The following is a 12,728-nucleotide window of genomic DNA, read 5'->3' on the forward strand; positions in this document are numbered from 1 at the left end:
AAATGGGATGTTTGCCGGGCAAGATCCGAAGAAAGGAGGAGGCATATTATTATGGAAGAAAATATGAATGAGGAAGCCTTAACGGCAGACGGGCAAAAAGACGATGATATTGATTATGTAGAAGACAGAGAAGAACTGACTGAAGAACGTATTAAGGATATGCTGGATGCCCGGGAATATAAAGAATTGAAAGAAGAACTGGAAACAAATATGTATCCGGTGGATCTTGCGGAGATTCTGGAAGAATTTGATCAGAAACACATGGTGCTGGTATTCCGTCTGCTTGCAAAAGAAGAAGCGGCAGAGACATTTTCATATATGAACAGCGATATGCGCGAAGACCTGATCAATGCACTGACGGATTCCGAACTGGAAGAGATCATGGAGGAAATGTATCTGGATGATACCGTTGATGTGCTGGAAGAGATGCCTGCCAACGTGGTAGACAGACTGCTGATGGTGACAGATGCGGAAAAACGTCAGCAGATCAATCAGCTTCTTCAGTATCCGGAGGACAGTGCCGGAAGTGTGATGAATGTAGATTATATTGCACTGCGAAGAGAGATGACGGTTGCTGATTCCATATTAAAAATAAGACAGGTTGGTCTCAACCGGGAGACGATTTATACCTGTTATGTAACAGAACAACGTCATCTGATCGGGCAGGTTGACATAAAAGAACTGCTGACCAGCAGTGAATCCAAGACGGTTGAAGAGATCATGGATACAAATATGTTGTATGCCCGTACGACAGACGATCAGGAAGACGTTGCTAATATCATTACAAAATATGGTCTGATCGCATTGCCGATCGTAGATCATGAAAACTGTATGGTCGGTATTGTAACCGTTGATGATGCGATGCAGGTACTTCAGGATGAGACAACGGAAGATATCAGCATCATGGCCGGTGTCAATCCAAATGAAGACTCGTATTTCGGGACATCAATATTCGAGCATGTAAAGAGCCGTATTCCCTGGCTGTTGTTTCTGATGCTGTCTGCGACGGTAACACAGATGATCATGAACAGCTACGAGAATGCACTGGCACTGATGCCGCAGCTTGCAGGATTTGTTCCGATGCTTACCGGAACCGGAGGAAACTGTGGATCGCAGAGCTCGACACTTGTGATCCGCGGACTTGCTGTCGGAGAGATTGAATTTTCGGATCTGTTTAAAGTAATCTGGAAAGAAATCCGCATTGCATTCTGCATCAGCATCATACTGTCTGTGGTAAATGGAATCCGTATCATGTTGATGGGACAGGGAGATGCCATGATGGCATTTACCATTGGTCTGACGATGGCTTGTACAGTGTTGATCGCAAAAGTAGTCGGATGTACACTCCCTCTGATCGCTAAGAAAATCGGACTTGATCCGGCAATCATGGCGACACCGCTGATCTCTACACTGGTTGATATCAGCACGATCAGTGTATATTTTGCGATCGTGAGTTACGTATTTCGCTTATAACACTGTGAAATTGCAATAGTTTTTGTCAAAAGCAGGATAAATATTGTACATTGTACGCAAAAAGAGACATAAGATTACCGTAAGAGCCCTTGTCCGCAAGGGCTCTTTGTATTATAATGAAAATACTGAGAAAAATATTTGGAAAGGAGTCTATTTATCATGGGATTTATAGATGAAATCAAAGCAAAAGCAAAAAGTTGTAAAAAAACAATCGTTCTTCCAGAGAGCGAAGACATCAGAACTTATGAGGCAGCAGAGGCAATCTTAAAAGAAGGGACAGCTAATCTGGTCCTGATCGGAAGCGAAGAAGAGATCGCTAAGAATAAAGGGGATTTCGATATCACAGGAGCAACAATCGTTGACCCTGCTACATACGAGAAAACAGATGAATATGTAGCAACACTTGTTGAACTGAGAAAGAAAAAAGGAATGACAGAAGAACAGGCAAGAGAGATTCTTCTTACTAATTACTTATACTATGGTGTAATGATGGTTAAGATGAAAGATGCAGACGGAATGGTATCAGGAGCATGCCACTCTACAGCTGACACACTTCGTCCATGCCTTCAGATCCTGAAGACAAAACCAGGAACAAAACTCGTCTCAGCATTCTTTGTAATGGTAGTACCTGATTGTGATATGGGAGAGAATGGAACATTTGTATTCGCTGACTGCGGACTGAACCAGAATCCTACATCCGAAGAGCTTGCAGCAATCGCTCAGTCTTCAGCAGAAAGCTTCAAACAGCTCGTTGGTGCTGATCCAAGAGTTGCTATGCTTTCTTACTCAACAATGGGAAGTGCAAAACACGATGACGTAACAAAAGTACAGGAAGCTGTTAAGATCGCAAAAGCTGAGAATCCGGATCTTATGTTAGACGGAGAGATGCAGCTTGATGCAGCACTTGTTCCTTCTGTTGGAGCAGCTAAAGCACCAGGAAGCCAGGTTGCAGGAAAAGCCAATACTCTGATCTTCCCTAACCTTGATGCAGGTAACATTGGATACAAACTTGTTCAGCGTCTTGCAAAAGCAGAAGCTTACGGACCAATGACACAGGGAATCGCAGCACCTGTTAACGACCTTTCAAGAGGATGCAGTGCTAAGGATATTGAAGGTGTTGTTGCAATCACAGCAGTTCAGTGCCAGAATCAGTAAGAGATAAAGTAAGAGGAGAAATAATATGAAAGTATTAGTAATGAACTGCGGAAGTTCATCTTTAAAATATCAGTTGATCGACATGGAGAACGAGAGCGTTCTTGCAAAAGGTATCTGTGAAAGAATCGGAGCCGATGGATCTGTATTAACACACAAACCAACAGGAAAAGATAAATATGTTGTAGAGCAGGCAATGCCAGATCATGGTGTAGCAGTACAGTTAGTACTGGATGCTTTACAGGATAAAGAGCATGGTGTGATCGAAAGTGCGGATGAGATTACAGCAATCGGACACCGTGTACTGCATGCAGGTACTATTTACAGTGATGCAACACTTGTAACAGAAGACGTGAAGAAAGTTGTTCGTGACTGCTTCGACCTCGGACCTCTTCATAACCCTGCAAACCTGATCGGTATTGAAGCTTGCGAAAAAGCAATGCCTGGCAAACCGAATGTAGCAGTATTCGATACAGCATTTGGTATGAATATTCCAAAGAAAGCAGCTATGTATGCAATCCCATATGAATATTATGAGAAATACAGCATCAGAAGATATGGTTTCCACGGAACAAGCCATATGTTTGTATCTGGTGAAACTGTAAAACTTCTTGGAAAAGAAGATGCAAAGGTTATTGTATGCCACATTGGTAATGGTGCAAGTATCTCCGCATCTATCGGTGGAAAATGCGTAGACACAAGTATGGGACTTACTCCTTTGGAAGGACTTGTTATGGGAACACGTAGTGGAGATGTTGATCCTGCAGTTCTTCAGTTCATCTGCAATCATGAAGATATCAGCGTAGATGAGATGCTGAATATCCTGAACAAAAAGTCAGGACTTCTTGGAATCAGCGGTGTGTCTTCTGACTTCCGTGATGTAAGACAGGCAGCTGTTGACGGAAACGAAAGAGCACAGCTTGCAATGGATACTTACAAATACCGTGTTGCAAAATATATCGGATCTTATACAGCAGCAATGAACGGTGTAGATGCAATCACATTTACAGCCGGTGTTGGAGAGAATGCTCCGGATCTCAGAAAAGACATCTGTGATTACCTTGGATATCTTGGCGTAGAGCTCGATGAAGAAAAGAATGAGAATGTTCACGGAGAGACAACCGTAATTTCTACACCAGAATCAAAAGTAAAAGTAATTGTCCTTCCTACAAACGAAGAGTTAGCTATTGCTCGTGAAACAGCAAAATTAGTTTAAGACTAAATGACTAAAAGAATGTAAATTTCTGTTGACAAAATAATTTTACATGATATAATAGTCTAGTGTGTGAATAGGAGACGATACTATGATATTAAACCTATCCGACGTTCTGTCTGAGCAGCATAAAGCAATACATGAATCTGTTCCAATCGAAATGACTTGTTTCAAGTCTGAGATGGGAGATTATGCAATTACAGAGAAGACACCACTTGAATTGTCTGTAGAATATGCAGGTGACCGCAAGTTGGAAGTGACTGGTAAAGCTAAGATTACATCAGTTGCACCATGTGACAGATGTCTGGAAGATGTAGAAGTGAAGGTGACACTTGACTTCAAGCATAAGATTGATACAGAGTCAGATGCATATGATCAGTCAGAAGATTTAGACGAGAATAACTATATTGACGGATATAGCTTAGATGTAGAACAATTGGTCTACAACGAGTTATTGGTAGGGTGGCCGACGAAAATTCTATGCAGCGAAGACTGTAAAGGTATTTGCAACGTATGTGGTCAGAACCTGAATAAAGGTACCTGTAACTGTGAAGATACGGGGCTCGACCCTAGAATGTCAGTTATCCGTGATGTATTTAAGAATTTTAAGGAGGTGTAACCTATGTCAATTTGTCCAAAGAATAAATCTTCTAAAGCAAGAAGAGACAAAAGAAGAGCAAACTGGAAAATGAGCGCACCAAACCTGGTAAAATGCAGCAAGTGTGGCGAATTAATGATGCCTCACAGAGTATGCAAGGCTTGTGGTTCATACAACAAAAAAGAAATCATTGCTCAGGATTAATTTTTGAAAAATGATAAAAAGAGACGATCGGTTTTGGTCGTCTCTTTTTTTGACTGAATTTTGTATAAAATAGTGAAAAAAAGATAAAATGATTACATTTTGTGTTGCAACATTTTCTGAAAGTGTTATAATTTTAACCAGATATAGAACGTAGTCTATAAATAAACTGCCGATGGGGAAAGTGAAAATTCATTTTACAGGCAAAGAGATGGACTATGTAGCTAAGGAGGAAAACAGAATGACAGAAGTAGCAAAGCGTATTGAAAAGCTTCGCGCACTGATGGCAGAGCAGAATATCGATGCATATGTTGTACCAACTGCAGATTTCCATCAAAGTGAGTATGTAGGAGAGCATTTCAAAGCAAGAAAGTTCATTACTGGATTCAGTGGTTCTTACGGAACGGCTGTAATCGCAAAAGATGATGCAGGTCTGTGGACAGATGGAAGATATTTCACACAGGCACTGACAGAGATGGAAGGCAGTGGAGTACGTCTGATGAAGATGTTCGTTGATGATACACCTTCTACAACAGAATGGCTTGCCCAGAAGATCCCGGAAGGCGGTAAGGTCGCATTTGATGGTCGTGTCCTTTCTATGGGTGAAGGACAGGAATATGAAGAAGTATTGGGTGCAAAGAATATCACGATCGAATATGAAGTAGATCTGATCGACCAGATCTGGGAAGACCGCCCGTCTCTTTCTAAGAAACCTTGTTTCTTCCTGGAAGACAAATACACAGGAGAGAATGTTGCATCCAAGCTGAAACGAGTTCGTGAGAAGATGGCTGAATACGGAGCAACGGTACATTTGATTGCGTCTCTGGATGATAACGCATGGCTTCTGAACTTCAGAGGAGATGATATTGACTTCTTCCCATTGGTTCTTGATTATGTGATCGTACGTAAAGACAGTGTAGATCTGTATATCGATGACAGCAAACTGAATGACCGCATCAGAGAAGAGATGGCAAAGAATAATGTCAACATTCATCCATACAATGACATTTACGAAGATGCTAAGAAGATTGGTGCAGATGAGGTTGCACTGATTGACCCGATGAAGATGAACTATGCACTGTATAAGAGTCTTCCATGTAAGGTAGTAGAAGGAGCTAATCCGACTATCTTGATGAAAGCAATTAAGAATGCTGTTGAGATTGAAAATATCAAAAATGCAGAATTGAAAGACAGTATTGCACTGACGAAGTTCATTTACTGGGTTAAGAAAAATTATGACAAGATGGAGATTACAGAGCTTTCTGCTTCAGATAAACTGACAGCTCTGCGTGCAGAACAGGAAGGATATATCCGTGACTCATTCGAACCTCTGCAGGCTTTCGGTGAGCACGCTGCAATGATGCATTATGCACCGTCTAAAGAGACAGACGTTGTATTAAAAGAAGGCGGTATGCTTCTGAGCGATACAGGCGGCGGATATTATGAAGGTTCTACTGATATTACCAGAACAACAGTACTGGGACATATCACACCGGAACTGAAGAAATATTACACAGCTGTATACAGAGCAATGCAGCACTTAAGCGCAGCAAACTTCCTCTATGGTAACCACGGATGGTCTCTGGATGTATTGGCAAGACAGCCAATCTGGGATATGAACAAAGACTTCCAGTGTGGAACCGGACATGGTTTCGGATATCTTGGAAGTATCCACGAGCCGCCAACAGGATTCCGCTGGTACATCGTTCCTTCTAAGAACGAACATCATCAGTTTGAGCCTGGTATGGTAATTACAGATGAGCCGGGAATCTATGAAGAAGGAGATTTTGGTATCCGTATCGAGAACAACCTGCTTACTGTAAACGGTGAGAAGAATAAATATGGACAGTTCATGCACTTTGAGACTCTGAACTTCGTACCAATCGACCTTGATGGTATCGATCCGGAAGAACTGACAAGATCAGAGAAAGAATGGCTGAATGATTATCACAAAGCCTGCTACGAGAAGGTTGGTCCATATCTGACTGATGAAGAAAGAGAATGGCTGAAAGAATACACAAGAGCTATCTAATACTTCTAAAGTACATAGAAAAAGCTGCAAGTAAGTAACTTTACTTACTCATAAGAAAATTTAACTGACAAGGGGTGTCAGAAAATTATAATAAAAAAATGCCGCGGACCAGCGGTCTGCGGCGTCTTTTAAGAAAAGGAGAATAGGTAAAATGGCAAAAATTACAGAAGGATATATGCCTTTCCATGGCTATCAGACATATTACAGAATCGTTGGAGAACAGAAAGATAACGGAAAAGCTCCGTTGATCTGCTTACACGGTGGACCTGGATCTACACACAACTATTATGAAGTCCTGGATAACGTTGCAGATGATGATGATCGTATGATCGTTATGTACGACCAGTTAGGATGTGGTAAATCTTATCTTGACGGACATCCGGAGATGTGGACACAGGATCTCTGGCTGGATGAATTAGATGCTTTAAGAGAACACCTTGGATTAAAAGAATGCCACATTATCGGACAGTCATGGGGCGGAATGATGCAGATTGCATATGCCATCGAGCGTGGAGCAGAAGGGGTAAAATCCTTCATCATTTCTTCCGGACATCCAAGCAGCAGCCTGTGGGCAAGAGAAGGTATGCGTAGAATTAAGATGATGTCTGAAGAGGATCAGGCAGCAATCAACGATGCTCTGGAGCGCAATGACTTCACAGGAGAAGCTTATCTGAAAGCAGTAGATAACTATATGGACAGATACTGTAATTACTGGAGAGAAGATCTTCCAGAGTGTTGTACAAGACCTAAGAAATCCGGTGGAGAAGCTTATCTGTATGGATGGGGACCGAACGAATTCGTTCCATCTGGTACACTGAAAGACTTCGAGTACATCGACAGACTTCACGAGATCAAAGTTCCATCACTGATCATGAGTGGTATCTCTGATCTGTGCTCACCATTAGTTGCAAAGACTATGGCAGATGAAATCCCGAATTCTAAATGGATCCTCTGGGAGAGAGCAAGACATACAACATTCGTAGACAGACACGATGATTACTGCGTAGAGCTGATCAAGTGGATGAACGAATACGATAAATAAAATACATAAAATGATTTGAAAAAGATCTCCGTCATTTGACGGGGATCTTTTTCAAATGCGATATCTGTAAATTAATAGTGACTTCACTGCGTAAATGTGATAAAATAAATCGTCTGGCATATAAGAATAATCAATGTCTGATAATATAATCTGATAAGAAAGAGGGAAAGTTCTGATTGTAATCATGGAAAATCAGAACTGAAAGAGAGATGGAAAAAGAAAAAAATAACAGAAGTTCCTTTTCAGGAAAAATAGGATTCGTTCTGTCTGCGGCAGGCGCATCCGTCGGTCTGGGAAATATCTGGAGATTCCCCTATCTGGCCGCAAAATATGGTGGAGGTATATTCCTCCTGATCTACATCCTGCTTGCGCTGACATTTGGTTATACAATGATCGTTGCGGAATCAGCTCTTGGACGTATGACAAGAAAGAGTCCGGTTGGTGCGTTTAAAGCCTTTGGCAAAAAGGCCGGATGGTTGTCGTTCGGTGGATGGATCAATGCAATTATTCCTGTGTTGATCGTACCGTATTATTCTGTCATCGGTGGATGGGTAATTAAATATTTTGTGGAATACCTGAAAGGGAATGGCGCAAAATTAGCAGAAGATGGATATTTTTCAAACTTTATATCCAATGGTCTTTCTACGGAAATATGCTTTATTGTTTTCTGTATGTTCACATTGATCATTATCTATGCGGGTGTCCGTAATGGAATTGAACGTGTTTCCAAGTTTATGATGCCGATACTGGTGGTACTGTCTGTGATCATTGCAATCTATTCGGTGACAAGACCGGGTGCGCTGGCTGGTGTGAAATACTTCCTTGTACCAAATCCTAAAAACTTTTCATGGATGACGGTTGTAACAGCCATGGGACAGATGTTCTATTCTCTGTCAATTGCTATGGGTATTTTGGTCACATTTGGCTCTTACATGAAAAAAGACACGTCCATCGAAGATTCGACAAGGAATGTTGAAGTATTTGATACTGCAATTGCAATTATGGCTGGTCTGATGATTATTCCGGCTGTATTTGCATTCTCTGGTGGAGATCCGGATACGCTGCAGGCAGGTCCGTCATTAATGTTTATTACAATTCCAAAGGTATTTGATAGCATGGGATTTGGAACGTTTGCAGGAATCCTGTTCTTTTTACTTGTATTATTTGCTGCTGTTACAAGTTCTATCGCATTAACAGAAAGTTCAGTTTCTACTGTAGAAGACGAATTAAAATGGAGCCGTAAGAAATCCACGGTTATTGTGGGATTCATTATGATTATTCTCGGAACATTGTCATGCCTTGGATATGGACCATTATCATTCGTAAAGATTATCGGAATGCAGTTCCTGGACTTCTTTGACTTCCTTACCAATTCTGTGATGATGCCGATTGCTGCGTTGATGACAAGTTTATTTGTATCTAAAGTAGTTGGTGTGGATCGTATGGAAGAAGAAATCCGGCATGGGGAAAGTAAATTCCGCAGAAAGAAGATATTTGTCGTAATGATCAAGTATCTGTGCCCAATCTTTGCTATTATTATTCTGGTCAGTTCGGTAGCAAATGCATTTGGGTGGATTTCAATGTAAGTGTATTGGGATTTAATTCAGGAAGGCTGTGGATACCCGAACCGGAATAAAGCTTGAAAAGGCGTTCCTGCTCAGGTTCCATCGGCGGGTCAATTCTAAAGGGGTAAAATTCTGCTAAAAGCAGGTTTTCAAAATTTGAAACTCGGCATACGCCTCAGACAGTCAAATTTTGAAAACCTAACGCAGAATTTTACCCCTTAAGAATTACCAACACCTCTTTCACATTCACTGGAACGCCTTTTCAAGCTTTATTCCGTGTGTATCAAATGCCTTACGAATGAAACCTGCTAAGAAAAGTCAATAATTATTTTTATCTTTTTTATTTTCTGTCACAAAATATATTTGCGTACCACAAATAGACTGTCTGATTGGCAGTCTAAAAAATTATTTATTTTATATAAGATTATATATTTTTATATAGTTCGGTTACTCGAGCATAATAAATGCGTAAAAACTTATTTAATCCGGCTATCTTTGCTGATTTTTTACTTTTACCTTCTGATTCCTTTTTTACAACATATCGGTAAACCGGATCTTCTGGTCTGGAACGCATTTTTAAACTTCTCATTGTTTCGTATCCTACTTTGCGCAATGATGCTGAACCACGTTTCGAGATTTTCCTATTACAACCTACAAATTGACCAGATTCATACGGTGGTGGATCAATTCCTGCGAATGCAACCAATGCCTTCCCGTTGCGAAATCTGCGAACATCTCCTATTTCTGCAATTAACTTTGGGGCTAATGTATTTCCCACTCCACCCATTTCTCTTACAACCGAATATTCTGGCAAAGTCTTGGCTATTTCCTGCATCCGTGATAAAATTAGACCAAGGGTTGCATCAACTTCCTTGAGCACCCGAACTGCTTCAGTCACCAGCATTTTGAACGATGAGGTTTCTGAAGGTAATGTGGGAATACTTTCCTGAGCCAGGGTGTATATAACTTTGGCTTTTTCCTGGCTTGGGACGTATTTCTTTTCTTTTGCCCAAAGTATATACTCTTCAGTAAATTCCTGTTCAGACATAGATGTTATTACATCATAATGCCAAAAACGTTCCACAAAATCACTTCTTTTATCTTTTCGATTTGTTTCATTCCAACTTGCAAGAAGATTCTTTATTCCGGGCATGGTCAAATCTAAAAGATGGGTCAATTCAGCGAGAGATAAAAGATGAAGCTTCATATAATGCCGATATTGCTGTCCAAGCAACTTCAACTCTTCATAAATCTCTCCAGAAGTTTGAAATTCTTTCATTTTAAACCAATGATCAATTCCATAATTAGCAATGATACGGGAATCAATCTTGTCGGTTTTGGCTTTTCGCAGACTTTCGTTACGATAACTTTTCATAAGATACGGATTAATTACAGAAACAAAAAATCCTTTTTCCTGTAAATATGTAAGAACTGGAAGATGATAAATTCCGGTTGCTTCCATAACGATTTTGACTTCATCATTTAGTCTGAAAAGCATGGAAGATAATTCGCTTAAATCCTTTTGGGTATGGGTAATATTGAAAGGCTTACTAACAATCTCTCCATATGGTTTCAAAATACATACTGTACTTTTCCCTTTTGATACATCAATTCCTACGCTGATCATAATATACTCCTTTTCTTTTTATAGAATTGCAGTTGTTTATCCCATCTACACTTATTATGATTCAGTTTAGTTCGTTACGCGAAAGCTCCTGCGAGTTTCAACCTGCTTAAATGAATGTTTATAATAAGGGGATGGCTGACGGTTTCATTCACGGATGTGAAAATCCTAATGGCAATATGTCATACCAACTACTTCCCTTATTATAATAAAATAAGTGTAGATGTTAGAGTTAATTACTCTCTAACAACTACACTTTTATGGTACTAAATGGCAATTGCGTAACAGTTGTGGCTTTCACCGGATTACACTTCCAGGCATTTCATTTATTAACATTCGCAGCCAGTCACGACTTGAAGGAAACAATAGATAAGGATTATTGTGAATGTGGAATGCCGTTAGAAACAGTTAGAGAGTCAGAAGCACCGTTAAAGGAACGAAGCGAACGTGTTTGAGGCGAACGCCGAGTTTGAGCGTAGTTCCTTTGCTTTTAGGTGATTCTGACTCTCTTAGTGTTTCTTATGGTATGGAACCTGAACAAGAAGCCTTATCTATTGTTTCCTTCAAGGACTGAGAGGCCGCTTCCCCAGTTAATAAATTAAATCCCAATTAAATCCCAAATCAATTTAAATAACGGGTCGCACAGTGCGCCAGACACGCAGCCCCGATCGGACACACATCCTCATTAAACTGTACCTTTGGGTTATGTGCAGAATACTTCCCGCGATCATCCATATATCCGGCAGACAGATACATGAAAGCGGATGGTACCTGTTCTGCAATATTTGCAAAATCTTCAGAAGCACTTGCGGATATGCCAGGGTAAGGGGTTAGTTTCGGAATATCCAGTTCCTTCATGAAGCCGACGATCTGTTCGGTAAATTCCGGATTGCAGATCAGAGGCGGTACTTCCGAGATCATAGTGATTTTGGCTGTTCCTCCGAAAGTTTCGGCTGTCCGGATTGCCGTTTCTTTCATTCTTCGTACCAGAAGTTCTCTGGAATTTTTATCGTTCGTTCGAATAGTTCCTTCGAGAACGGCAGTATCAGGAATGATATTGGCAGCGGTTCCGGCCTGGAATTTACCGACGGTCATAAGACAGGCTTTGGAAGGATCTGTCTCACGGGCGATTACAGACTGCAGTGCAAAATATACATGGGCTGCAATATTGATCGGATCAACGGAATTCTGAGGATAGGCACCATGTGCTCCCTTTCCTTTGATTTCGATATGAAAACCGTCAACGGAGTACATCATAGTTCCTGTACTGTTATACATGTAGATTCCAACCGGCATCTGCCCTGGAGATACATGATAGGCCAGTGCCGCATCTACTTTCGGATTCTCCAGGATACCATGTTCTATCATATTTTTACTGCCTTTGAATGTTTCTTCCGCAGGCTGGAACATAAATTTGACTGTGCCTTTTAACTCGGCCTCATTTTCTTTTAGCATTTTTGCAGCGGTCAGTAACATGGCAGCGTGAAAATCATGTCCGCAGGCATGTGCTTCTTTTCCGGTCGGGCAGGCAAATGGAAGTCCGCTTTCTTCCGGCATTGGGAGGGCATCCATGTCCGCACGTAATAATAAGACTTTACCACCATTTCCGACAGTAGCAGTCACACCTTCTCCGCACCTCGAAGGCACCAATCCATATTCGGTTAATTTGTCCATTACATATACGCAGGCCATTGGCATATGAAGACCGGCCTCTGCATTCATATGAAAGTAACGTCTGTTTTTTATGGTTTCATCGTTGAGTTCAAGAGCTCTCTTATAATAATCCATTTATTGATCCCTTTCTTTCTATAATTCCATATCTAATTTT

10 protein-coding genes are annotated in these 12,728 nt (G+C 40.9%); 8 read left to right on the plus strand and 2 right to left on the minus strand.

From position 1 onward, the window contains the following. The first annotated feature begins 135 nt into the window (after nt 1–135). The 8 genes from mgtE to NKF87_RS06520 all read left to right on the plus strand — a co-directional run bounded on the left by mgtE (nt 136) and on the right by NKF87_RS06520 (nt 9,297). On the plus strand, nt 136–1,473 hold the full coding sequence (gene mgtE / locus NKF87_RS06485) for a magnesium transporter (protein WP_171029357.1): 1,338 nt from the start codon (nt 136–138) through the stop codon (nt 1,471–1,473). Nucleotides 1,474–1,632: 159 nt separating this feature from the next. After that, nucleotides 1,633–2,628, plus strand: coding sequence for a phosphate acetyltransferase (gene pta / locus NKF87_RS06490; protein ID WP_028086205.1), 996 nt, complete (start codon nt 1,633–1,635; stop codon nt 2,626–2,628). 25 nt (nt 2,629–2,653) lie between these two features. Beyond that, entirely contained in the window at nt 2,654–3,841 is a 1,188-nt protein-coding gene (locus NKF87_RS06495; RefSeq protein WP_028086206.1) for an acetate kinase, read from the plus strand. An 88-nt stretch (nt 3,842–3,929) separates the two neighbouring features. After that, nucleotides 3,930–4,457 (plus strand): YceD family protein, encoded by a 528-nt coding sequence (locus NKF87_RS06500; RefSeq protein WP_028086207.1) that lies wholly within the window; start codon nt 3,930–3,932, stop codon nt 4,455–4,457. 3 nt (nt 4,458–4,460) lie between these two features. Continuing rightward, a complete protein-coding gene (gene rpmF / locus NKF87_RS06505; protein WP_005332600.1) occupies nt 4,461–4,640 on the plus strand; it encodes a 50S ribosomal protein L32 in 180 nt (59 codons plus the stop codon). Between the two features lie 238 nt (nt 4,641–4,878). Further along, on the plus strand, nt 4,879–6,669 hold the full coding sequence (locus NKF87_RS06510) for an aminopeptidase P family N-terminal domain-containing protein (RefSeq protein ID WP_006426676.1): 1,791 nt from the start codon (nt 4,879–4,881) through the stop codon (nt 6,667–6,669). Between the two features lie 151 nt (nt 6,670–6,820). Continuing rightward, nucleotides 6,821–7,711 carry a proline iminopeptidase gene (gene pepI / locus NKF87_RS06515; protein ID WP_055284482.1) on the plus strand — a complete coding sequence of 297 codons (891 nt, stop codon included), beginning with the start codon at nt 6,821–6,823 and terminating at the stop codon, nt 7,709–7,711. 209 nt (nt 7,712–7,920) lie between these two features. Then, nucleotides 7,921–9,297 carry a sodium-dependent transporter gene (locus NKF87_RS06520; protein ID WP_055284484.1) on the plus strand — a complete coding sequence of 459 codons (1,377 nt, stop codon included), beginning with the start codon at nt 7,921–7,923 and terminating at the stop codon, nt 9,295–9,297. A gap of 403 nt (nt 9,298–9,700) precedes the next feature. Here NKF87_RS06520 and NKF87_RS06525 read toward each other — a convergent pair whose 3' ends face one another. Both NKF87_RS06525 and NKF87_RS06530 read right to left on the minus strand, forming a co-directional pair. Then, nucleotides 9,701–10,903: an IS110 family transposase gene (locus NKF87_RS06525; protein ID WP_118310317.1), complete on the minus strand. Its 1,203-nt coding sequence runs from the start codon at nt 10,901–10,903 to the stop codon at nt 9,701–9,703. A 618-nt stretch (nt 10,904–11,521) separates the two neighbouring features. Beyond that, nucleotides 11,522–12,688 carry a M20 family metallopeptidase gene (locus NKF87_RS06530; RefSeq protein ID WP_253584273.1) on the minus strand — a complete coding sequence of 389 codons (1,167 nt, stop codon included), beginning with the start codon at nt 12,686–12,688 and terminating at the stop codon, nt 11,522–11,524. Nucleotides 12,689–12,728: the final 40 nt, after the last annotated feature.

This window comes from Dorea longicatena (genome assembly GCF_024168045.1).
Classification (GTDB): domain Bacteria; phylum Bacillota; class Clostridia; order Lachnospirales; family Lachnospiraceae; genus Dorea_A.